The organism is Parasediminibacterium schistidii (genome assembly GCF_046546515.1).
Taxonomy (GTDB): domain Bacteria; phylum Bacteroidota; class Bacteroidia; order Chitinophagales; family Chitinophagaceae; genus Parasediminibacterium.
Genome location: NZ_JBKHKJ010000023.1, coordinates 13,428 through 37,348, shown reverse-complemented (window position 1 = coordinate 37,348; position 23,921 = coordinate 13,428). Strand labels below are relative to the sequence as shown.

General features: G+C 40.6%; 21 protein-coding genes. 15 read left to right on the top strand and 6 right to left on the bottom strand.

The window, feature by feature from the left end:
* Positions 1 to 7 precede the first annotated feature (7 nt).
* From ACHFIY_RS13495 to ACHFIY_RS13485, 3 genes are all read left to right on the top strand, one after another.
* On the top strand, positions 8 to 706 hold the full coding sequence (locus ACHFIY_RS13495; protein ID WP_410846633.1) for a nucleotidyltransferase family protein: 699 nt from the start codon (positions 8 to 10) through the stop codon (positions 704 to 706).
* 58 nt (positions 707 to 764) lie between these two features.
* Positions 765 to 1,322, top strand: coding sequence for a D-glycero-alpha-D-manno-heptose-1,7-bisphosphate 7-phosphatase (locus ACHFIY_RS13490; RefSeq protein WP_410846632.1), 558 nt, complete (start codon positions 765 to 767; stop codon positions 1,320 to 1,322).
* 74 nt (positions 1,323 to 1,396) lie between these two features.
* Entirely contained in the window at positions 1,397 to 2,452 is a 1,056-nt protein-coding gene (locus tag ACHFIY_RS13485; RefSeq protein ID WP_410846631.1) for a hypothetical protein, read from the top strand.
* A 202-nt stretch (positions 2,453 to 2,654) separates the two neighbouring features.
* Here the strand turns inward: ACHFIY_RS13485 and ACHFIY_RS13480 are convergent, their stop codons facing one another.
* Positions 2,655 to 3,146, bottom strand: a complete 492-nt coding sequence (locus ACHFIY_RS13480) for a hypothetical protein (protein WP_410846630.1) — start codon at positions 3,144 to 3,146, stop codon at positions 2,655 to 2,657.
* A 296-nt stretch (positions 3,147 to 3,442) separates the two neighbouring features.
* On the opposite strand from ACHFIY_RS13480, the gene nusB reads away from it, so the two are divergent.
* From nusB to ACHFIY_RS13455, 5 genes are all read left to right on the top strand, one after another.
* Positions 3,443 to 4,372: a transcription antitermination factor NusB gene (gene nusB / locus ACHFIY_RS13475; protein WP_410846629.1), complete on the top strand. Its 930-nt coding sequence runs from the start codon at positions 3,443 to 3,445 to the stop codon at positions 4,370 to 4,372.
* A 123-nt stretch (positions 4,373 to 4,495) separates the two neighbouring features.
* A complete protein-coding gene (locus ACHFIY_RS13470) occupies positions 4,496 to 4,966 on the top strand; it encodes a DUF1573 domain-containing protein (protein WP_410846628.1) in 471 nt (156 codons plus the stop codon).
* A gap of 131 nt (positions 4,967 to 5,097) precedes the next feature.
* Entirely contained in the window at positions 5,098 to 5,436 is a 339-nt protein-coding gene (gene yajC / locus ACHFIY_RS13465; RefSeq protein WP_410846627.1) for a preprotein translocase subunit YajC, read from the top strand.
* A 229-nt stretch (positions 5,437 to 5,665) separates the two neighbouring features.
* The gene (coaE, locus tag ACHFIY_RS13460; protein ID WP_410846626.1) at positions 5,666 to 6,259 is read left to right on the top strand and encodes a dephospho-CoA kinase; all 594 of its coding nucleotides are present in this window, start codon (positions 5,666 to 5,668) and stop codon (positions 6,257 to 6,259) included.
* Positions 6,260 to 6,359: 100 nt separating this feature from the next.
* Positions 6,360 to 7,700 (top strand): MATE family efflux transporter, encoded by a 1,341-nt coding sequence (locus ACHFIY_RS13455; RefSeq protein WP_410846625.1) that lies wholly within the window; start codon positions 6,360 to 6,362, stop codon positions 7,698 to 7,700.
* A gap of 41 nt (positions 7,701 to 7,741) precedes the next feature.
* On the opposite strand, the gene ACHFIY_RS13450 is transcribed toward ACHFIY_RS13455, so the two are convergent.
* The 3 genes from ACHFIY_RS13450 to ACHFIY_RS13440 all read right to left on the bottom strand — a co-directional run bounded on the left by ACHFIY_RS13450 (position 7,742) and on the right by ACHFIY_RS13440 (position 12,642).
* On the bottom strand, positions 7,742 to 8,233 hold the full coding sequence (locus ACHFIY_RS13450) for a DUF4258 domain-containing protein (RefSeq protein WP_410846624.1): 492 nt from the start codon (positions 8,231 to 8,233) through the stop codon (positions 7,742 to 7,744).
* A gap of 131 nt (positions 8,234 to 8,364) precedes the next feature.
* Positions 8,365 to 9,537 (bottom strand): mannonate dehydratase, encoded by a 1,173-nt coding sequence (gene uxuA, locus ACHFIY_RS13445; RefSeq protein ID WP_410846623.1) that lies wholly within the window; start codon positions 9,535 to 9,537, stop codon positions 8,365 to 8,367.
* A gap of 306 nt (positions 9,538 to 9,843) precedes the next feature.
* A complete protein-coding gene (locus ACHFIY_RS13440) occupies positions 9,844 to 12,642 on the bottom strand; it encodes a TonB-dependent receptor (RefSeq protein ID WP_410846622.1) in 2,799 nt (932 codons plus the stop codon).
* Between the two features lie 1,386 nt (positions 12,643 to 14,028).
* Here ACHFIY_RS13440 and ACHFIY_RS13435 point away from each other — a divergent pair.
* Positions 14,029 to 14,805 carry an SDR family NAD(P)-dependent oxidoreductase gene (locus ACHFIY_RS13435; protein WP_410846621.1) on the top strand — a complete coding sequence of 259 codons (777 nt, stop codon included), beginning with the start codon at positions 14,029 to 14,031 and terminating at the stop codon, positions 14,803 to 14,805.
* Between the two features lie 12 nt (positions 14,806 to 14,817).
* On the opposite strand, the gene ACHFIY_RS13430 is transcribed toward ACHFIY_RS13435, so the two are convergent.
* Positions 14,818 to 16,740: an ABC transporter ATP-binding protein gene (locus tag ACHFIY_RS13430; RefSeq protein WP_410846620.1), complete on the bottom strand. Its 1,923-nt coding sequence runs from the start codon at positions 16,738 to 16,740 to the stop codon at positions 14,818 to 14,820.
* Between the two features lie 665 nt (positions 16,741 to 17,405).
* On the opposite strand from ACHFIY_RS13430, the gene pdhA reads away from it, so the two are divergent.
* The 4 genes from pdhA to ACHFIY_RS13410 are packed head-to-tail and all read left to right on the top strand — an operon-like array spanning position 17,406 to position 20,351.
* Positions 17,406 to 18,401 carry a pyruvate dehydrogenase (acetyl-transferring) E1 component subunit alpha gene (gene pdhA / locus ACHFIY_RS13425; protein WP_410846619.1) on the top strand — a complete coding sequence of 332 codons (996 nt, stop codon included), beginning with the start codon at positions 17,406 to 17,408 and terminating at the stop codon, positions 18,399 to 18,401.
* Positions 18,402 to 18,441: 40 nt separating this feature from the next.
* Complete coding sequence (locus tag ACHFIY_RS13420; RefSeq protein ID WP_410846618.1) at positions 18,442 to 19,131, top strand: tetratricopeptide repeat protein; 690 nt, start codon at positions 18,442 to 18,444, stop codon at positions 19,129 to 19,131.
* A gap of 1 nt (position 19,132) precedes the next feature.
* The gene (gene ribH, locus ACHFIY_RS13415; protein ID WP_410846617.1) at positions 19,133 to 19,612 is read left to right on the top strand and encodes a 6,7-dimethyl-8-ribityllumazine synthase; all 480 of its coding nucleotides are present in this window, start codon (positions 19,133 to 19,135) and stop codon (positions 19,610 to 19,612) included.
* A 19-nt stretch (positions 19,613 to 19,631) separates the two neighbouring features.
* Positions 19,632 to 20,351, top strand: coding sequence for a (Fe-S)-binding protein (locus tag ACHFIY_RS13410; RefSeq protein WP_410846616.1), 720 nt, complete (start codon positions 19,632 to 19,634; stop codon positions 20,349 to 20,351).
* A gap of 279 nt (positions 20,352 to 20,630) precedes the next feature.
* On the opposite strand, the gene ACHFIY_RS13405 is transcribed toward ACHFIY_RS13410, so the two are convergent.
* On the bottom strand, positions 20,631 to 21,233 hold the full coding sequence (locus ACHFIY_RS13405; protein ID WP_410846615.1) for a trimeric intracellular cation channel family protein: 603 nt from the start codon (positions 21,231 to 21,233) through the stop codon (positions 20,631 to 20,633).
* A 445-nt stretch (positions 21,234 to 21,678) separates the two neighbouring features.
* On the opposite strand from ACHFIY_RS13405, the gene ACHFIY_RS13400 reads away from it, so the two are divergent.
* Both ACHFIY_RS13400 and ACHFIY_RS13395 read left to right on the top strand, forming a co-directional pair.
* Complete coding sequence (locus tag ACHFIY_RS13400) at positions 21,679 to 23,031, top strand: DNA/RNA non-specific endonuclease (protein ID WP_410846614.1); 1,353 nt, start codon at positions 21,679 to 21,681, stop codon at positions 23,029 to 23,031.
* A 167-nt stretch (positions 23,032 to 23,198) separates the two neighbouring features.
* A complete protein-coding gene (locus tag ACHFIY_RS13395; protein WP_410846613.1) occupies positions 23,199 to 23,678 on the top strand; it encodes a YkgJ family cysteine cluster protein in 480 nt (159 codons plus the stop codon).
* Positions 23,679 to 23,921: the final 243 nt, after the last annotated feature.

The following is a 23,921-nucleotide window of genomic DNA, read 5'->3' as shown; positions in this document are numbered from 1 at the left end:
ACATTATATGAGTGAAGCAATCATCCTTGCCGGCGGCCTCGGCACACGCTTGCGTAGTGCAGTACCAGACTTGCCCAAGTGCATGGCCCCTGTAAATGGCAGGCCATTTATTGGCTATGTAATTGACTATTTCTTGCAAAAGGGTGTAAGCAAATTTATTTTGAGCCTTGGGTATAAAAGCGAAGCTGTTATTGAATATATCAAAAAAGATTACCCAGTATTGCAAGTGCAGTATGCAATAGAGGATGAGCCGCTTGGTACTGGTGGCGCTATAAAGCTTGCCTGCACAAAAGCAACCGAAAAGGATGTGTTTGTAACCAATGGCGATACCTTTTTTGCAGTTGACTTGAAAAAATTATTGGAGCAACACACCCATACCGCTGCAGCTTGCACCCTTTCATTAAAACCAATGCACAATTTTGACAGGTATGGTGTAGTTGAGTTAAACGAAAACCAGTCAATTGCCTCATTCAAAGAAAAACAACATTATGACAAAGGGCTAATCAATGGTGGCTTATATGTATTGAAGGTCGCAGCCTTCCTTTCGGAAGCTATGCCCCAAAAATTCTCCTTCGAGAAGTCATATATGGAAGCATTGTACCTTGAACGGAAGATGTTTGGGCAGGTGCAGGATGCTTATTTTATAGATATTGGCATACCGCAGGATTATTTGCAGGCACAGGAGGATTTTAAAAAGATTGTCTGAACCTAGATTTTGTAGTATTTGGTGGATTAAACGGAATTTGATGGTAAAATAAATTAGTATGTTCGATTTAAACAAAATAGATAAAACTTGGACCCTATTCATAGACCGTGACGGTGTATTTAACCATGAAAAAAAGGAAGACTACATCCTGAACTGGGGTGAATTTTCTTTTTATGAAGGCGTATTGGATACCGTAGAAATACTAAACAAAAGGTTTGGCACTATTGTAATGGTTACCAACCAAAAAGGTGTTGGCAAGGGGTTGATGACTGTTGACGACCTAAACCATATCCACCAAAACATGATGGAGGCTATTGTGAGTCATAAAGGCCGCATCGATAAAATTTATTATGCACCCGATTTGGCAAGCGATGCCCCAAACCGCAAGCCCAATGCAGGGATGGCATTGCAGGCAAAAAATGATTTCCCTCATATAAATTTTTCAAAAAGCATCATGGTAGGAAACAAACTAAGCGACATGGGCTTTGGGCGCAATGCTGGTGCATATACCGTGTTTTTGGCCACTACAAACCCCGAAACCCTATTCCCACATCCTGATATTGATGCTCGGTTTGCCAACCTTCCCGCCTTTGCTGCTGCATTAATAAAAGCCTAAAATTATAAGGTTACTGCCAAAATAGCTTTTCTCATGCAAGAGAATGCTACCTTAGTAATCTATTCAGCCACACAATGAAACAAATCTTTTTTTTAATTCTTTGCTTCACAGTAATAGGCAGTGCATTAGCACAGCCCATCGCCAAAGAAAACAAGCTAACCCTGCCCCAGATAGAAAAAAAAATAAAAGGGTATAGTTACGACATGATCAATGCTGACCATTGGTTCATGCGCTTTGAGGCCGATAGCCTTTTTACCCGTGGGCTAGTCCGTGCGCTTAAAATGCCCTATTCTTTTTACTACCCTTTCGATTCTTTAACAAGCATTTCTAAACTATATGCACCCGACAGTAGCTTCCGCATTTTCACATGGCAGATGATGAAAGACTATACCTATTACCGCCAGCGTGGGGCCATACAAATGCGTACCCCCGATGGTAGCCTAAAACTATTCCCGCTTTTTGACGTGTCAGACTTTACAAAAGCACCAGGCGATTCTATACGCAATATTAAAAACTGGATTGGCGCTATCTACTATAAAGTATTGCTGAACATGGACGGGAACAAGAAAGTATATACCCTGCTGGGCTATGATGAAAATGGGCCTAGGAGCAATATAAAATGGATAGACATCTTGACTTTTGACGAGAATGGGATACCCCATTTTGGTGGAAATTATTTTAAATTTGAACCTTCAGATACATCCAGACAGAAAGGGATTGCTTATAGGTATGGGCTGGAATATAAAAAAGAAGCTAAGCTAAGGATGCTATACGATGGCGAAACACAGATGATTGTGTTTGACCATTTGGCAAGCGAAAGTGATGAACCAGAAAGCAAATATACTTACGTGCCAGATGGCAGCTACGAAGCCTTTAAATGGGAAAACAACCATTGGGGGCATGTACCCAAATTAGCAACGCTATCGCTTGGCAATGGCAATGCACCATTGGAAGCCATGATACTAGATGAAAACGGCAACCTTGACCAGAAAAAACTGGACGAGCAATCGCGCAGGAATATGTTGTTGCAGCAACAAGAAAGCCAGCAAACAACAACAGAGCCAAAAGAACCAAAGAAAATAAAAACTACTAAAAAGAAATCATCACAACCGCCAGAGGGCGAATACTAAGCATTTATTATTTCGCTACAAAGGCACATAACCACATAGTTTTAAGTGAAGAATAGGAAGAAAGCATAATTATTTACCTTGTCTCCAACTTTCATTATATACACTGAAAACCCAAAAACACAAGTAACTACTATATTTACTCTCTTTTTTTTCTTGCCTATGTGTGCCATTTCCCTATGTGGCAAAAGAAAAACAACTTTAGTTATGTATTCAATTTCATCATAAAAAAAGCAATGGCGCTTACCAATATTATAAACCCAAGGCAAAGGGTAATGTAGCCAGCCACGCCCATGTCATTTGTGATGTTTTGCAAGCGGCCAGGCGCTAATCTTTTGATAAAAGGCCTCAGCTTGTTGAAATTTTTGTTTTCGGTCAATAAAACGCCCGTTGTGCCGTCAAGGTAAGCTGCCAAAATTGCCCCAATGGTTTCATTGTCGGCAAATGCAACTATTTCCGTCTCAGCGTTGGCCGCCTTCACGGCATTATAAATGTTCACCTTGTTTTGCTCGTCAGGTATTGTGCCTAGCACAATAAAAGCAGTACTTGCATCAATATGCAGCAGGCAACTTTCGCCCTTGTAAAAAGAAGTGATGCTTATATACTTGCCAAACTTTGCAAACAAGTACATTTTTAGCCGTGTAACGGCCAAATAATCGCTGTGGACAATAAATAAATTTATTTTAGTATCAGCCATAAATAATTAATAATTGATAATTGATAATTACTGTGGAATTAATTCCCCAGCAGGCATTCGGTATCGCATAAATGAAGCAGAAAGCCTTTATACACTGCGTATTTTACAGATAGATTGCCTATATACTTAATGGTAATTTTTCAAAGACCTTGCCAGAAGTAAAAGTGTGCATACATGTTGCTTTGCCTGCTCTTTCCTTGAACCTTTGAGTTTCTTCATGCCTTTACAGCGAAATATTACTGTGCAAGCAATCGTTTCCCCTATCTTCGCCGACTCGAAACAAAGATCTTTTTTGAATGATTAGTAGAAGAAACATCAGGGTTAAAGTAATGCAGCTACTGTACATGATGGATGCTGGCAAAGGGGACAATGCCATCAAAAACCCTGTGGCTGAATTGGAAAAAAGTTTTGAAAAAACCAAGGAACTACTCGTTTATCTGCTTTATTTTACCACGGAAGTGGCACGCTATGCAGAAACAGACGCAGTGAAAAAAGCAAACAAGCATTTGCCTACGTTAGAAGACTTGAACGTAAACACCAAGCTGGCGGGCAACGAGCTGTTGTGGCAGATAGTAGAAAATGAATCTTTTAAAAAAGCAGTTGAGAAAGTAAAGCCAGAAAACCTTATCAACCCCGATTTCCTAAAAAGGATATACAACAACTTAGTAGCAAGCAGCGAATACCAGTTGTACATTAACGCACAAAGCCGCGAAAAACAAAAGGAAAAAGAAATATTGCGTTTTATTTTTACCAATTTGATGCTGCCAGACGAAGTTTTTACATCGCACTTGGAAGAACTATTCAACAATTGGGACGATGACTGCGAGATGATGGACCAAATGGTAAACAATTACCTTTCTAAACCTAATGGCTATAACCTACAGGAGATAATAAGCGAGGAAAAATGGGCGTTTGCCAAATCGCTGCTGATAAGCACCTATAATAAAAGGCAGTATTTGCTAGACCTTATTAAGCCCAAACTGCAAAACTGGGATTCGGAAAGGATTGCCTCGCTAGACATGGTGCTGATGCAGATGGGGGTTTGCGAGTTCTTGTATTTTGAAACCATACCTACTAAGGTAACCATCAACGAATACATAGACCTTGCAAAAGAATACAGCACCGAGCAAAGCGGTTTTTTTGTGAACGGTATATTAGACAATATACACAAGGAACTGGCACAGGCCGATAAATTGAACAAAATAGAATTTAAGCAAAAAAAATAAAATGCAGGGTTAAGGGCATTTTAACGTTGATTATTTTGATTTGAATGATAAAAATTGAAGATTTGCAGCAAATAACACTGCTATTGAATAAAACAATTTTTCATTATAAAAATTAGATAAAACATGAAAACATTACTGGCTGGTTCATCATTACTTATTTTACTAGCCTTTGCTTCCTGCAACGGAGGTACAGCGGAGGTGCAAAAGAAAGCTGCGGTTGACACTGCCAACTTCACAACCGTGCAATGGCTAGATACGCTGGTAAGCATTGGTACGATAAACATGGGCGAAAAAGCTCAAGTAAAATTCCTCTGCAAAAACACAGGTACTAAACCTTTGATTATTACCAGTGCCAAACCTGGTTGCGGCTGCACAGTGGCAGACTACACAAAGGAACCAATAGCCCCAGGCGGCGAAGGCTGGGTAACAGGTGCATTTGACAGCAACAAAATACATGGTGGTGGGGATATTCATAAAACAATCATCGTAAGCACCAACACCAGCAACGGAACGGAAAAATACCTCGTATTCACCGGAAATGTAAAAGGTGCACCGGGCGACAAAGTGGTATTGCCTACAAAGCCAGTGAAATAATTCTTGACCGTTCACCGTTGACAGACCACCTTGTCGTCAGTGAACTGTTATCAGTAAAAAAGTTCTTTTAAAACAAAGCGTAAGTCGGTGAACGGTTATCGGTCAACGGTTAACGTAAAAAAACAAATAAAATGACGCATTTGAATTTGCTATTATTAGCAGCAGGGGACCCCAAGCAAGGAGGTTCTATCCAATTTGTATTGATGGGTGGTATCATATTGGTATTTTGGCTATTCATGATTAGGCCGCAAGCTAAAAAGGCAAAAGAACAAAAGAAGTTTATTGAGGAATTGCAAAAAGGTGCAAAAATTGTAACCATTGCAGGCATACACGCCAGTATTTTTAAAGTAAATGAAGACGGCACTTTAACGATAGAAGTAAACCCAGGCAGCTACCTGAAAATTGAAAAAAGCGCTATCAGCCAAGAATGGACAGCAGCTTTGAACAAACCAGTGGTAGCGGCTAAATAAGTTATACATTATTAGTTTTACGTTGTAAGGTGTAAGTTATAAGTATTTTGAAAAAACCCAAATTGCAGGTGTAATTTGGGTTTCTTTGTTTTTATAAAATCTTCGCTGTTCCCCTCCTCTGAGTTACTGTACCTAAATCATTCCCCTCTTGAGGGGTGGCCAAAGGCCAGGGTGGTTTCTGCCCTTTGCGAAAAAACTTCGTGTACTTTGTGGTTAAATACCCTATACTATGCTAAAAATAGGATTAACAGGTGGTATTGGCAGCGGCAAAAGCGTAGTGGCTGCAATTTTCAAAACGTTGGGCATACCAGTTTTTGATGCGGACAGTGCTGCAAAAAAAATAATGGAGGAAGATGCCAGCCTGATAGAGGCCATTAAAACAGCATTTGGCAATGCGGCGTACACCACCGAAGGCAAGCTAAACAGGAAATACATTGCCGATATTGTTTTTAACGATAGCTACCAGCTAGAAGTTTTGAATAATATCACCCACCCTGCAACAATCCGTGCTGCCGAAGCATGGATGCAGCAGCAACACGCCCCTTACTGCATAAAAGAAGCCGCCCTGCTTTTTGAAGCAGGAACGGCCGGCAACCTAGATTATATTATTGGGGTTTCTGCCCCTGAAGCCTTGCGCATAAACAGGGTGATGCAAAGAGACAACACAGGCAGGCAAGATGTGCTTACCCGCATAGGCAAACAAATAAAGCAAGAGATAAAAATGCGCCTCTGCGATTTTGTGATTCTAAACAATGAGCAGCAACTATTGATACCCCAAGTGATGGCAATACATGAAAAGCTAGTGGTAAGTCGTAAGTCATAAGCACAGGCTTATGAAGTTTTTACTATAATTTTTGTGTCTGTCATTAATAAGACTATTATTTCCTTTCGACTTAAGACTTACAACTTATCACTTACCACTTATGACTAATTTTAATACTTTTAAAGCTACGCTTGCCATTGCCATTCCTTTGATACTTGGCAATCTTACACAAGTAGCTTATGGCTTGATAGATACAGCCATGATTGGCACATTGGGCTACAAACAATTGGCTGCTGCTTCTTTAGTTGTAAACGTGCTGGCCATCCCCCTAGTAATTGGCATTGGGCTTACCATGGCTATTACGCCATTGGTTGCCATTGCCAATGGTCAAAACAATCCCCACAAGGCATCCCATGTATTGTATAATGGATGGACACTAAGCCTTGTTTGTGGCGTGGTGCTGGCATTGGTGGTACATGCTATTTCTTTCTACCTTCCTTATATGGGGCAAGATCCGGAAGTGGCGGCATTGTCAAAAAACTATTTAATTATCATGGGCTATTCGTTAATACCCATGATGGTATTTGGTGCCAGCAAAAACTTTGCTGATGGGTTGCAATACACCCAAACAGCCATGGTTTTGTCTATGGCTTCGCTTCCATTAAATGCATTTTTGTGCTGGGTATTTATCTATGGACATCTGGGCAGCCCCACCTTCGGCGTTTTTGGTGCAGGCATGGCTACTTTTATTTCACGGGTACTATTGGCCATTGCTATGGCAATAGTGGTGCTGAAACACAAAACCTTCCATCCTTTTATTAGTTTGCGGAAACAGGCTTGGCAACTAAACAAAGCAACTTTCAGGGAAATGCTAGGCATAGGCATACCTAGCAGCCTTCAATACTGCATGGAAGCTGGGGCGTTTTCTATATCAGGCATCATGGTGGGCTGGCTGGGGGCTGTGCCACAGGCTGCACACCAAATTGCCCTCAACTGTGCTTCTACAACATTCATGGCTTCGCTTGGGTTTTCGATGGCGGGGTCTATAAGGGTGAGTGATGCCTTTGGCAAGGGCGATGGCAAGTCCCTTGCGTTAATTGGAAAAAGCACGGCAATCAGTGGACTGCTCTATGGCTTCCTTGCAGCATTATTAATGGTTGCTTTTGGCAGTTACCTGCCTTATGCTTTTACTAAAGATGCAGAAGTGGTTCGGGTAGCAAGTATCTTACTTGTTTATGCCGCTATTTTCCAAATTTCAGATGCAACGCAGGCGATAGGCGTTGGGCTTTGCCGTGGGGTAAAAGACGTGGTGATGCCCACCATTTATGTAGCCATAGCCTATTGGGGCATAGGCATACCTGTCGGGTATCTGCTGGCATTCCATTACCAAATGGGCGTTAGCGGTATATGGATTGGCTTTGTAACCGGGCTTACCTTTTCTGCGGTGCTGCTTAATTTTCGGTTTTTTAAGAATCTTCATAAGATTGTGGCGAGGCTTTAATTGCCACAAAGGCACGAAGGCTCAAAGTAGCACAAAGCTCCCTACGGCTTTTTTAATTCTGAATGAAAACTGCCTTCGTAATCTTCACCGCAATCGCAAATCCAATCATGGTCGAGGTCTATGCAGGTAATCACGGTTACTACATTATCGCATGGGGCAACAATTATCCTTACATGTTGATTATGGTCTTTGGTGTATCCTTCTAAAGCGTATTTCTTTTCGCAGCCTACCTCGGCCAGGTCACTTTTTTTATAATTTACCGTGCCATTTTTCAATATATCCAGTACTTCCGTTTCATTTATATGCCTGCACTCCATTCTGCACCGGGCATGTTTTGTATAAAAAGGCGTTTGAGTGGCTCTTAAAATGCCATCACCTTTTTCTGCTGGTGCTACTCTGGTGCTGTCCTGTATATTTTTACTTGATTCCGGGAGGTTGCACCTTTTTACAATCAAGAACACAATAAACACTACAAATAAAAATATGTAGGAATATAAAAGTTTATTTGGCTTATGCTCAGGCTTTGCTTCCATTATCTATTAACACTTCTATTTTATACAGGAACGAGTATTTCGTTAAATAAAAAACGCTTCCCAATTTCATTATTTACCGCAAAATATGCAGAAATTATCTAATTGGGCAGCGTAGTTATGCACTTTTCTGCTTATGCGTGTATAGACCGGGCAACTCCTAATTCCAGCCCCCTTAATTCTGCCAATCCACGCAAACGGCCAATGGCACTATAACCGGGGTTTGTTTTCTTTTTCAGGTCGTCAAGCATTTGGTGTCCATGGTCTGGCCGCATGTTTATGGTGGTTTGCCTTTCTTGCATTACTTCCACCAATGCTTTCACCACGGCATACATATCTACATTTCCTTCTAGGTGGTTGGCTTCATAGAAGTTGCCTTCCTCGTCCCTTTGCGTACTGCGTAGATGCACAAAGTTTATCCTGCTGGCGAATTGTTTCACCATGGCTGGCAAGTCGTTGTCTTCCCTTACGCCAAATGAGCCTGTGCAAAAGCAAAGCCCATTGCTTTCATTAGGCACGGCATCAAACAAAGCTTGTACATGCTTAGCAGTGCTAACTACCCTCGGCAATCCAAAAATAGCATAAGGGGGATCGTCTGGGTGAATCACTAGCTTCACTCCTACTGCATCGGCCACAGACGTTACTTGTTGCAGAAAATAAATCAGGTGCTGTTGCAGCTTGGCTTCATCTATCCCCTTGTAATTGTCCAATGCTTCTTGGAATTGCCCAAGGGTAAAACTTTCCTCGCTGCCGGGCAAGCCCGCTATGATGTTTTTTTGCAGTAGTTGCTTTTCCTCATCAGTCATGCTGTCTAATTTGGCTTGGGCTTTTTCCAATTCCGCCGGAGTAAAATCCTTTTCGGCATTAGGGCGTTTGAGTATCAGCGCATCAAAAGCAACCATGGCAGACTTTTCAAAGCGCAATGCTTTGCTGCCATCGGCACAGGTATAACTAAGGTCGGTCCTTGTCCAGTCCAGCACTGGCATAAAGTTGTAGGTTACAATCTTTATACCGCAGGCAGCTAGGTTTTGCAGGCTTTGCTGGTAGTTGTTGATGTATTGTAGGTAATTGCCTTTTTGGGTTTTAATGTCCTCATGCACAGGCACGCTTTCCACTACATCCCATGCTAGCCCAGCCGCTTCTATTATTGCTTTGCGCTCTCTAATATCTTCTACGCTCCATACCACCCCATTGGGTATTTGGTGCAGCGCAGTAACCACGCCCGTGCAGCCAGCCTGCTTAATATCCAATAAACTTACCGGGTCCTTAGGCCCAAACCAACGCATGGTTTGCTTCATTTTCACCATAATATTCAGTTTTTATCTTGTATTGCTTTTGTAATTTACTAGAGGCAACAATCCTTTATAAATAATGCTGCCAAAATACGGAAACCTTTTTTTTGGGGTGAATCTTTTTTGGGAAAATGTTTCTCAAACAATAAAGTAGTGCTTCTAGGCTTGAAGTATCTATCAAAGTGCTACGCCTAAAGTGTGCTTTAGCACTCATCATCAATTTTTAGCTTGCGCTAATGGTAAACGAAAAGCCTGAAGCAAAAACAGCATGTAAGAAAACTATCTCACATGCTGTTTTTTATTTTTGGTGGGCTAAAACTTTTAAAAATTAAATGCTAACCGAGCAAACAAACGCCGCCCATTTGTACCCATTTGCACGGCATCCCAAGGACCGCCGGCTTCGTCGTTAAAAGCCCAGTATTTGGCTGATTGCAAAAAGCCATAATCGGGATGTGCGTTAAACAGGTTATCTGCCCCAATAAAAAAGGTAGCAGCCTTGCACAGTTTATACGATAAGTATATGTCTGTTGATATTTTAGGATGGTAAATATATTCGTCCCTCACAGGGTGGTTGTCTACATCTGCTGGCACATATGCAAGCAAATCGCCATTCTGGAAATTGTTTGAGAAATCGGTAGGAGTGCCATCACCATAGCCAAACAAGTCTATTTTGCCAAAATAAGTGAAGTGGAGGCCTGCACCTAGTTTTTTGTAAGTATAATCAAAACCTAAGGATATCTTGGCCGGAGGTGCAGATGCAAGGATGAAATTCCTTTCCCTGTAGCTTAAGAAGGTAAGCCTATGTGAATCGTTGTCATTCAATTTTGCAGGGGTATTGATATCATCAATAGTCATGTGCTGCAGGTTGCCTGCCAACAATACCTTGAATGATTGCTTGTTCCATTTTTTATTGTATTCCAAAACAATGTCCACCCCTTTGTTGGTGGTGTTTACCGCATTGGCAAAAAACTGTGCAGAGCCTACTTTAAGGTTATTTAAAGTAGTTGTAAGCCCAGCATCCAACGTTGGGTCTGATGCGCTAAACTGGCCAGAAAGCACTACCCTGTCTTTTATTTTTACATAATAGCCGTCTACTGTGATGCTGAGTTCCTTTACAGGTTTCCATGTAAACCCTAGGCTTCCATTTTGGGATTTTTCTTGTTTCAGGTCGGGGATGCCTGCAGCTTTTGCAATGGGGCTGTAGTTGGGGGCAATTTTTACGTCGAAACTATTCGGACCTTGCACGGTAGTAAATGTGTTACTAAAATTGATTTGCTGTAAAGAAGGCGCACGGAAACCTGTACTGAACGAGCCACGCACATTAAAATTGTTGGTTATCTTGTAGCGGGAGGCTATCTTGAAATTGGCAGTGGAGCCGAAATCGTTATAGTTTTCAGCACGTAAGGCCAAGCCTACCAGCCATTTTTTGGTAACATCCATTTCTGCATCGGCATATATGCCGCCCACATTCCTTTTTGCATCCACCACATCTGCTGGCTGGTAGCCAGGATAGCCTTGGGCGCCTGAAAGTTTATTGGGGTCATAGTTTTTGTAAGAGGCTTCTTCCCCTTTGTATATTTTGTAGTTTTCAAAACGGTACTCTGCACCAAATGCAATGTTGAAGCCCGAAGCAACGTTTGGCACTTCCTTGCTTACATTGAAATTCGCAGTGTTTTGAAGGAAATTGAACCCACCATCATCAAAATGGGTTTTGCTTGTACCTAGAGAAGCATTAAAGGTTTTGTCGCCATAATAATGAAAATCGTTCCTCCCAATCACATTGCTCAAATCCCAGTTCCAACTATGTGCCCAAGTGCCTTTAAGGCCTGCGGCAAATGAGAAATCACTAATATGTGTTTGGATATGTGGGTTGTAAAACGTATCAGTGCCATCAGGTGTTACGTGCATGATACCACTTACCAAAACTGGGTTGCCATTGGCATCGGAAGGGAATTTATCTGGGCGTGAAGGGTAATTCCTAGAAAAGGCAAATGCATCAGAAGCCTTATAATTTGCCCCGCCAAAAGTATAGAATGTAGTGCTGCTGCTTACAGGTATCTCGGCATTTATAAAAACCCCACCCCCGTTCATGGATGCATCGCCATTTGCCCTTCTCACATTATTGATGATGAGGGCATCTTTGTTCCCAAACAAATTAGATGTGTCCAGCACCTGCCTAAAGGTTTTGCCCACGGCACTAAAGCCACCAGTAACATTTATAAACCCACCTTGCTTGCCAATAGGCAAGCCATAGTTGAGGTTTACCGACAAGGTATTGCCGTCTATCGGGCTGCCATATTCGTACTGGCCAAGCGACCTGCCATACCAGCTATTGTATTTTTTGTCGTTGTACCCGCTCCAGCCAACATTGGCACTTAATTGCTTGATGTCTTTTTTCAGCACAAGGTTTATTACGCCCGCAATGGCATCGGAGCCATATTGTGCCGATGCGCCATCACGCAAAATTTCCACATGGTCTATCGACCCTTCTGGTATGGCATTCAAATCTGTACCGGAATTGCCCCTGCCTCTTGTGCCAAAAACAGCTACAAACGCAGTTTGGTGGCGGCGCTTTCCATTTACCAGCACCAGTGTTTGGTCTGGCCCAAGCCCACGCAAGGTGGCAAGGTCTACATGGTCTGCCCCATCGCTGCCACTTTGCTTGTTGTAGTTAAAAGAAGGCGCAGCAGCATTTAAAACAGAGGTAAGGTCCATTTTTGCGGTAGGTAAACTTGCCTGACTCATATTTACTACATCTACAGGAACGGCTGTTTCTGTTTTTACCCTGCCTGCCCTTCGGCTACCTAAGACCACTACTTCTTTCAAATCGACTGAACTAGCTTCCAACACAATAGAAAGCCCCGTGGTTGTATTGGTTACTTTAACCTTTTTGGTAGCATAACCAACGATGCTTATTTCCAATTCATCGGATGGGGCTACAGAAACACTGAAAGCCCCCGCACTATTGGTGCTGGAAATAGTTTTAGACGATTTTACTTTTATCGTGGCATTTTCCAAGGGTGTGCCGTTATTACTCGTAATAGTACCGCTTATTTTAGTGGCTTGCGACCACGCAAATAACGAACAACAAAGCAACAAAAAGGTAAACAGTGATTTCATGGGGTTTGTTTTCGATTTAATAATATATGATTGCAGTTGAAGCCCTAAAATACAAATTCTTGTTTAATAAACCATTTAAAATATCTATTTGTTTAATTATAAGGGTATTTTAATCTAAAAAAACTTTCCATTTTTGCATGTCATTGCTTTATATGGGTGCATTTCAAATCTTCGCTTTTCATTGGCTTTTTTTATTTAGAAGAAGCTTTATTATGTGATTGTGAAAGCCCCATCTTACATCCCGACCTAAACACAGCCTCCCCGAAAGGAGAGAGAAAAAGAACAAAGGAGGGGATAGTTTGAAATAGGTTATTTTTCATTTTTTGTGATTTATTTTTTTTACTGTCTTCCTTTTTTCCTGTAATTCATTGATATTCAGTTATTTATATTTTTTAAGTCTCATTTTTTATTATAATTTAAGTGAGTTTTATGATAGTTTATTGATAAGAAAATGATAGTTTATTGATAATATACTGATATGATTTTGATAGTGAATTATCATTTTCCAAGCCAACTAACATCCGATTTGAGAGGCAAGGCCAAAATGCCCACAGTTGCTCCTTTAATGTAAAATTGGCATGGATAGGCATATAACCCAAAATAAAAATCCTATATGGGGGAAATATGCCCCCATGAGCATCCAAAAATGCCCCCATATAGGATGCTTGCTGGGCAGCAAGAAAAAGCGAAATTTTTTAAATGCACCCGTACAATGTTTATAGAGGGGTGCATAAAAGTTTTTCGCTTCGTGGCGATATTCCCTAATCTTTAAAAACCTTATCTTTGTGCCAGAAATGCACTTGCTAAAAAACCTAAATTAAATGCATTTTAAAAGCTATCAACTAGTACTTGCATCAAAGTTATTTTTTTATTAATATTAAGATAGTTTTAGCTTAAAAAATTAGCCTTGTATTGATGGCTGTAAAATAAGCAAAAACTACGCACAAAATGAGCATAAAATATGCAAAAAGTATGCACAAATCACTCAAAAAATAGGCACAAAATAGGCACAAAATAAGCATATAATTTTGCCGTTATTGTTGATAATCAATCACTTAAAGGCGAGGAAACAATTTTTCAAACAATTGCGAATAGGAAATAAGACCGAAAATTGGCAAAACTGAAACTATTTTAATAAAAACTCTAAAAAAAGTAATAGTGTAGAAATTGTATAAGTGTCTCGTTTTGCATCCCATCTTCTTGCCCGTGGGGTGTTTGTTCCAGCTTTTTGGGATAAGTGGCGGGCAGGTTGGTACTAGGGTATTTTTTCACTAAAAAGCGAAAAACTTTTATGCACCCTTTATAGAGTGCTAGCGGCAATACTTGTTTATATATTTGTATATTATTCTAAAAATTGGGAACACTGAGACTCAAAACAATTCAACCATGAAAAAAACAGCATTAATAACAGGGGCATCCAGCGGCATTGGGCTTGAACTAGCAAAAATCCATGCTTCAAAAGGGGGCGATTTAGTTTTAGTGGCAAGAAACAAAATAAAACTTGACGAACTTAAAACCCAGCTGGAAAATAAATACAAGATAAAAGTGTACACAATTGGCAAAGACCTTTCTGCTCAAAACGCAGCCCAAGAAGTGTATGAAGAAACATCAAAAGAAAACATTCAAATTGACTACTTAATCAATAATGCAGGCTTTGGTGGCTATGGCTTGTTTACAGCAACAGGCTGGGGCAAAGAGTTGCAAATGATAAACCTGAACATTACTACTTTAACGCTGTTTACCAAGCTCTATCTTCAAGACATGGTAAAGCGTAAAGCTGGCAAAATAATGAATGTAGCTTCTACTGCTGCTTTCCAGCCGGGCCCCACAATGGCTGTGTATTGCGCAACAAAAGCCTATGTATTAAGTTTTACAGAAGCAATCAGCAATGAGGTAGCAAACTTAGGGGTTACCGTAACTGCCCTATGCCCTGGGGCAACCGAAAGTGGTTTTCAGGAAGCAGCATCGATGGAAGAAAGCAAAGTTGTAAAAGGCCGAAAAATGCCAACATCCAAAGAAGTAGCCGAATATGGGTATGCTTCCATGATGAAAGGAAAAACAGTTGCCATACAAGGGTTTATGAATTACATAATGGCAAATTCAATTAGGTTTGTACCACGAGCTTTGGTTTTAAAAGTTGCCCGTAAAATTTTGGATAAATAGCGTTTTAAACCACTATTCCATTACTTCTTCCGGCTGCTCCCTTGTCAATTGGAGTTGGTAAAGTTCAGCATAATAACCTTTTTTACCCATCAATTCCGCATGATTTCCCTGCTCTGCAATGGCACCATTTTCAAATATAATAATATTATCGAACCTGAAGGTGGAAAAAATGCGGTGTGTAATAATGATGGCCGTTTTCCGCTGCAAATATTGGTACAGGTTATTGATGATCTCGCTTTCGGTTTTGGCATCCACGGCACTCAGGCAATCGTCAAACACTACTATCTCTGGGTTTTTAATCAGGCTGCGGGCTATGGAAATCCGCTGTTTCTGGCCGCCGCTAAGGGTTACGCCCCTCTCGCCAATCATGGTCTCGTATTGGTTTTCAAAACCCAATATTTCTTTATGTATGCTGGCAAACTTTGCTGCTTGTTCCACCGCATCTTGTGATGGTTTTTCGCTTAGCCCAAAGCCAATATTGTTGGTTACTGTATCGCTGAACAAAAACACATCCTGCGGCACATAGCTTATTTCTTCCCTTAATTGTTTAAGAGGTATTTGATTGAGCTGTTTGCCACCTATGCTTATATTGCCTTCGTCAGGATTATAAAAACGCAATAGCAATTGTGCCAATGTCGATTTGCCGCTGCCTGTTTTACCAATCACCAATACCTTTTGCCCTTCTTTAATGGTTAAAGAAAAATGCTGTATGGCATTAATACCCGTATGGGCGTAGGTAAACGATACATTTTCAAATACAATATCCCCATTCAAAGACGTAGTGCTTTCTTGCCCCTCTCCTTTGTTCTTGCTCCCTCTCACTTCTAAGAGGGCTGGAGTGAGGTCGGATTGGGGTGAGGTCTCTACAATCAACGATTTTGTCTCCAAAAATTCATTTAACCTTTTTTGCGAAGCCGCTGCCCTTTGTATCATGCTGGCCGTCCACCCAATGGCACTAACTGGGAACGTAAGCAGGTTTACATAAATAACAAACTCGGTGATAGTTCCTGCCGAAACGGTTGGCACATGGCCAGAAGCATGGTACCAACCGCCAATAGCAATGGTTAGGAGTGTACTGATACCAATTAGCAAAGCCATGGAAGGGAAATAAACGGCTTCTAGTTTTGCAAGGCTGATGGCATTCTTTTTATATTCTTCGCTATTGCTATTAAAAAAAAGCAGCATGGCTTTTTCCTGTACAAAAGATTTAATTACCCTTATGCCTGAGTAACTTTCTTGTGCCGTAGTGGTTAAGTTAGACAGCAAAGCCTGTATGCGTTCACTTTTCCTATGTATGACTGTGTTTACCGAATAAATAGTAATGGCTAAAATAGGCAGTGGTGCCAGTACATACAACGTAAGCTCGGCATTTTCTTTCCACATATAAAACACGCTAAAGCCAATAGTTGCCAATAGGTTAATGACATACATTACAGCTGGGCCTGTGTACATCCGCACACGGCTAATGTCTTCAGAAATCCTGTTCATCAAGTCGCCAGTGCTGTGGGTTTTGTAAAAGCCAGCATCTAACTGCTGGTAATGCGTATATACTTCATTTTTCTGCTCATATTCTATATGGCGGCTCATCACAATGATGGTTTGCCGCATCAGGAACATAAAAAAACCACCAAGCAGTGCCAAAATAAGCAACGTTATGCCGCTATACACAACCATGCGCCCAAAACTGGTATGGCTATCCTCCACCCAACTTACCAGTTGTTTTACCAGCCCATCGTAGTTTAGGTTCCTCCCATGGTGCGTAACTGCCAACCCATTTTTTATTTGAATGGCTTGGGTTACCTTATCCACAACATAGCCCGAAACCTGCGGGCTTAAAATCCTAAAGTAGTTAGATAAAACGATGAACAAGATACCAAGGAACAAACGGCTTTTGTATTTCCAGAAATATTTATTTACGGCTACTAAGTGCTTCACGCAATTTTTTTTGGCGAAGGTAGCAGAAGTTGGTACTGACTACAATTTTATAATAAGTTAAACCTATACGCTATAAAAAAAATATGCAACGTTTCATGCCTATTTAGTGTCAATTAATGTACTAATACTTTTTATAAAAAAAGAATTAGATGCCTATTGATAAATATACATAAAATAATGTTCTACATAATTTCAGAAAACTTTATACCCCCCATCACATATGTTATTAGACGACACAAATTCATCGTCCATACTAGACGATTTAATTTCCTTCATTATTGCCTACGGGCCGATTTTGTTACTGGTTTTTTGCCTCTTAAAACTCATACTTCTTTTTTGGTACAAGCCTAATAAGCTAGGTTTTGTAGCCAAAAGTTTTTTGCGTGTATATCCTGCCACAACTGTTTCAACCAGAGGCAACCAGAAATGGCCCTTTTTTAAAAAAACACACAACTCGCTTACCATTTCAATGTATGTTTTATTAATAGTTTGGGCTTTCCTTTTTGCACTTATTAAAATGGCTAAGTCTTAGCTATAAAATTTAGCCTCAAATCCTTGGCCTGGTACAAACATCATCCACTATTTGCAAGTTCCTATTTCCTTAAATCTTTCCCCTGTTTTTTTAACGTTTAACTCCTATATTTGCCGCTCAAAATTTTGAGCAAGTGCAGACTAAATTTTCCAAGGAAACCTACATGTATTGGTATGAGCTGATGCAACTGATACGCCAGTTTGAGTTAAAGGCAGAAGAAATGTACAAGATGGCTGGCAAAATACGTGGGTTTTTCCATGCGTATATTGGCCAAGAAGCCATTGCTGCTGGCTGCATGACGGCTACGATACCAGAAGATCCTTTTATCACGGCTTACCGCGATCATGGTTTAGGCTTGGCAAAAGGCATTAGCCCTAATGCAGGTATGGCCGAGCTGTATGGAAAAGCTACTGGTTGTGCTAAAGGCAAGGGGGGCAGTATGCACTTCTTTAGCAAAGAGCATCACTTTTTTGGGGGCCACGGCATTGTGGGGGCCCAGATAGGCACAAGTGCTGGTCTGGCTTTTGCTGAAAAATATAAAGGTACTAACAACGTAGTGCTTTGTTTTTTTGGGGACGGTGCTGCAAGGCAAGGCATGCTGCACGAAACATTCAATATGGCGATGTTGTGGAAACTGCCTGTCGTTTTTATTTGCGAGAACAACAACTATGCAATGGGTACTTCCATAGAAAGGACAAGCAACGTGGTAGATATTTATAAATTGGCTGATGCGTATGAAATGCCTGCCGATAAGGTCGATGGCATGGTGCCTGAACTGGTACACGAAAACGTAGCCCGTGCCGTGAAGCGTGCAAGGGAAGGCGGTGGGCCAACACTGCTGGAAATGAAAACGTACCGCTATAAAGGGCACTCTATCAGCGACCCGCAAAAATACCGCAGCAAAGACGAGGTTGATGAATATAAAAATCAAGACCCATTGCATAAGGTATTGGATACTATTCTTACCAATAACTACGCCACACAAGAAGAAATTGATGCAATAGATTCAAAAATTGCAACCCTTGTAGATGAAAGCGTGAAATTTGCCGAGGAAAGCCCTTGGCCAGATGATAGCGAAGTATATAAAGATATTTACATTGATGCGAATTATCCTTTCGATGTAGATTAATAAAAGAAAAAACGATTCTTCAAAAATTTGAACATTTACAATGAGTGACAACGAGGTTGAAATACCAGTATTAGAGGCAGATGACGTGCTATTGAAAGCACAAGGCTTTATTCAAAAGTTTGGTAAAAAATTTGCCATTGGCCTAGGTGCAGGTTTGTTGCTAGGTGGTGGCGTATTTGCTTACGGGGCATTTGTTACCAAGCCAAAAGAAGAAAAAGCGGCAGAGGCTATTTACAAGGCGCAGCAATATTTTGAATTGGATAGTTCCAAGCTAGTTTTAGATGGCGATGGCGCATCAAAAGGGGTTTTGTACATCATCAAAAATTATAGCGGCACAAAATCTGCCAACCTAGCTACTTATTATGCAGGTGTTAGCTACTTGAAACTAGGCAACTTTGCAAAGGCAATAGAATACCTAAAAGATTTCAAGACCGATGCAAAGCAAATCCAAATGGTAGCTTATGGTAGCCTTGGCGATGCTTATGCCGAGAGTGGCAAAAAAGATGATGCCGTTGATTATTACATAAAAGCAGCAAACACTTTTGAAAAAGACGAAAGTATTTCTGCCGAGTATCTGTTCCGTGCAGCTTTGCTAGAAAAAACACTTGGCAAAGATGATAAAGCACTGGAGTTATTTAAAGAATTGAAAGAGAAATTCCCAAGGACGGAAAAAGGCTCGCAAGTAGATAAGTATATTTATCAGATTAGTGTTGAAAAACCTGAGTTATAGCATGGCTACACAAGGAAATAAATCATTGCACGAAGGCATCCCTGTTATTAAGGATGCCTTTGTAGTTATAGTAAAAACTGAATGGAACAGCCCAATTGTGGACAAGCTAGAAGAAGGTGCTGTGGCCGTATTGCAAAATGAAGGCGTCTCTTTTAAAACCATTTCTGTGCCAGGTGCTTTTGAATTGCCTTATGCCATTAAAAGTTACCATGCATGGGCAAAGGAAAAGGCAAGTGCATTTATTGCACTAGGTACTGTAATAAAAGGCGACACCCCACATTTTGACTATGTATGCAAAGCTGTAACAGACGGTATCCTGCAAATGAACCTGCTGCTAGACGTGCCTGTTGTTTTTGGCGTTTTAACCGTGAACACAGAAGAACAAGCACTGGAACGCATTGGCGGCATACATGGCCATAAAGGCGAGGAAGCAGCCATTACAGCCTTGAAAATGATTGCACTAAGCGAGTCTTTTAAATAGCTGACCATTTATCTTGTTTATGAACGTACAAATTTTTATACCTTGCTTTATAGACCAGCTTTACCCGCAGGTAGCATTCAATATGGTAAAAGTATTGGAGAAGGTAGGCTGCACAGTAAAATACAATCCCAACCAAACCTGTTGCGGCCAGCCAGCATTTAATGCTGGCTTTTGGCAGGAAAGCAAGGAAGTTTGCACCAAGTTCATAAATGATTTTAGCGGTGCCGATTTTATTGTAGCCCCTAGTGCTAGCTGCGTTGGCTTTGTACGCAATTATTACCCCAAATTATTTGAAGCATCTGCGAATAGTACGGAAATAGCACAATTAGGGAAACGCATATATGAATTTAGCGAATTTTTGGTAGATGTGCTGAAAGTAGAAGATATTGGGGCAACCTTTACCGGCAAAGCCACATACCATGATAGTTGTGCCGCATTGCGTGAATGTAAGGTAAAAACAGGGCCACGCAAATTGCTAAGCCATGTAAAAGGGCTGGAATTAATTGAAATGAACGATGTAGAAACATGCTGTGGCTTTGGCGGCACTTTTGCCGTGAAGTTTGAACCCATTAGCATTGCCATGGCTGACCAAAAAATAACAAATGCCTCCGATACACAGGCCGAGTATATTATAAGCACAGATATGAGTTGCCTAATGCACATTGATGGGCGCATAAAAAATACTAATGCTAATCTGAAAGTATTGCATTTGGCGGATGTACTGGCAAATCAAGGATAATTCAAAAACAGTTAAATTCCCCTCTCGGGGGTTACCGTTTACGCACAGAAGCTCATAGGAGAGGGACAGGAGTTAAGCAAAGAGGAATTAGCGAAGTTTTGAAATGCCCCCCTAAAAGAGAGTACTTGAAGCAGAGCTAATTGTGCTTATACAAAGGCTATTTATTGGTTTCAAAATAAGATTCCCAATTATAAGGTAATAGCCTGTTCACGGCTAAAGCCGAAATTGCCCCATTTATACCCCCCATGCCTTTAGGCAGTCCTTTTTTTAAAATCAACATTATATCTCCGGCAATGTTAGCCTTTTTCGCTTTGAATATACCCTGATAGCCGTAACCGTAACAATACAAATAACTAGGTTGGTATTGTGGGGAACAATGGTATGCTTTAGCAATATGTACAATGCACCACCAATGGCACTGGCAGTAGCATACAACTCGCCCCTTTTCAATAGTGTAGGGATAGAACTGCACAATACATCGGCCACCAAACCGCCAAAAGTGGCTGTAATAACACCCATTACCAAGGCATAAGGCTGGTTAACGCCATTTTGCAGGCTTACTTCTATGCCTGTGGTGGTAAACAAGCCTAGCCCAATGGCATCGGTATAAAAAAGCGTAGCCCTAAAGCGGTGTACGTTTTGTTTTAGCAAAAACGTAATGCCTGTGCCAGCCAGTACTAACAGCAGGGCTATATTGTCATTTACCCAGTTTACACGTTGTGCTCCAATAAACATGTCCCTTACAGTGCCACCGCCATAAGCCGTGGCAAAAGCCAATACAATACCTCCAAAAACATCCATTTTAAATGTCCGCGCTTTTAATGCACCAGTAAGGGCAAAAATGTAAATACCTGTATAAGAAATTATTTTTAAAGCTGTCATAAAAAACTTTCAAATGAACGGAGAGGAAACATAACTATTTGATAATGCCCATTTATGTTTCTAGCTGCAAAGATTCGGTTGTTTTGCTGACTATAAAATATAATAGTGATAATTAGTTACAAATCACCGCAGAGGCATATAGAACACATAGGCAGGAAAAAGAAAAAAGAGAGAAAACATCTATGTTTTCTCTCTTTTTTAGCCATTATAATTAAGAAAATGATTGAGCAGCTTTATATTACGTTAAATGTAATATTATATTTTGCATAAAAAATCAAAGTATTGAACATACTTGCACACAAAAAACATCCTTTTTTCTGCAATAAATAGAAATAATAGCATTTTTTCTGAAATAATTTAAGATTTATTTTGCTAAAAATAAAAAATTAGTATTTTTAACCTTTATTTCAATTTTCTTAAAACAATTAAAAAACACCCCACAAAAATGAAGTTCACGAAACAACTGTTCGTAATGGCAATAGCCGCTATTACATTCCTTTCTTCCTGTACAAAGGATTTGACATCAGACCCTGCAAACTCAGTAGCAACGGGCAGCGTAAAAAACCATAATACAAATGATGTGTTTGGCACAACCATTACCGAAGGCTTTGAAACTGGTTCCAAAACTTCCTATGCTATTGCTAGTGTTACCCTAGGTACAGGAAGCTGGACAATGGACGATGCCTTGATAGGTAGTTCTACTTCCGATGCTAAAAATGGCACCCAATCTGCACGTATCCGCAACACAGGTTCTGTTTACATGAATTTTGATGTAACAGGTGTTTCCACGGTAAAAATTTCCCACGCTACTTATGGCACTGATGGCAGCAGTACTTGGCAGTTATGGCAATCGACCAATGCCGGCAGCACCTACACCCAAGTGGGAACTACAACCATTACCTCATCCTCCACTACCTTGAGCCAAGCCACTTTTACCGTTAATGTAAGCAGCAGTGTACGGTTTTCTATACGCAAGATTTCAGGCGGAACTAATCGGATTAATATAGATGATATTACTATTTCACCTACTACCACAAATTACCCCCCCGATGATGACAATGCATTGATGGGCAACCCAAGCGGCGCAACTGCCGATACTACCAAGCCCAATAACTATTTGATGAACAAAGGTTATTACTTGCTTTGCTACAACAAATCCAGGGCAATACCAAACTGGGTAAGCTGGCATATACAATCAAGCGATTTGGGCAGCACTGCAAGGCAAGACGATTTCAGGTCTGATAGTTCGTTGCCTACAAGCTGGTATCATGTAGGCGCATCTAGCTATAGTGGAAGTGGTTTTGACAGGGGGCATAACTGCCCATCGGCAGACCGTACAAGTACTGTACCTGCTAACCAAGCTACTTTTTTAATGACGAACATGATGCCGCAGGCACCCAACAACAACGAAGTAACATGGGGCAACCTTGAAGACTATACACGCAGCCTTGTAACAGCTTCTGGAGATGAAGTATATGTTATTTGTGGTTCTTATGGCACCGGTGGCACAGGCAGCAGCGGATCGGCCAATACGGTAAACAGCGGCAATGTAACGGTGCCAAGCAATACCTGGAAAGTAATTGTGGTGCTTACCAATGGCTCGTCTGATTTAAGCCGCGTAACTACAACAACCCGTGTAATAGCTGTAAACATGCCTAATGTAAATACCATTAGCAGTGATTGGAAAATCTACCGCACATCGGTGGATGCCATTGAAGCTGCAACTGGGTTGGATTTATTGTCCAATGTTTCTACTTCTATCCAATCTGTAATTGAGGCACAAGTAGATAACCAATAAACAAGATATTATTTTATAAAATATAAACCTTACCCCAACTCCTCTCTAATGGCGAGGGGCAAAATGAAAACTTAAAGTGTTAAGCAAGAAAGGCATCATCCGCAAGGGTGGTGCTTTTTTTATGATTGAGAGATAAACCGCACCTTTGCAGCATCATATTGAATAAAATGCCTGAAATAGATTTAGACAATTGGGAAGAAAAAAGTGCCGCCCACAGCAAGCAATACAAATATTTTTTGCAAAAGGCAGATAAAAACAAGGTATTAAAAAAATTGCCTTCTTTGCATGAAGAAGCATTTAGCAAAATAGATTGCCTGTCTTGCGCAGCTTGCTGCAAAAATTATTCGCCTAGGTTTAAAACCACTGATATTAAGCGCATTAGCAAACATTTAAAACTAAAAGAAAGTGTTTTTATAGATACTTACTTGAACTTGGACAGCGATGGCGACTATGTGGCAAAAAAAGCACCCTGCCCATTTTTAGGCGCAGATAACTTTTGTAGCATTTACGAGCAAAGGCCTGGCGATTGCCACCGCTTCCCTTATACCGATGAAGATGTTTTGCTAAAACGTCCTGCCATTACATTGAAAAATGCAAGTTTTTGCCCCGCTGTATATTTTGTGCTGGAAAATTTGATAGCAAAGTAAGCTTTAACCCGGATTTTGTAGTTGACTTCTTTATGAAAAAAGTTATATTCAGAAATGGGGACGTTATTTTAAAAGTATTACTAATGCAAATGTATTTACACTAGTTTTTTAAGATAATAACTTTATCAGAAGCACTCCTATTTTGCAAAGCGGAATAATATACCCCTCCACCAAAAACCATTTATAATTTATTACTCATAATTCATAACTCCCCATTTACCTTTGGTACTTCACTTTATCAAA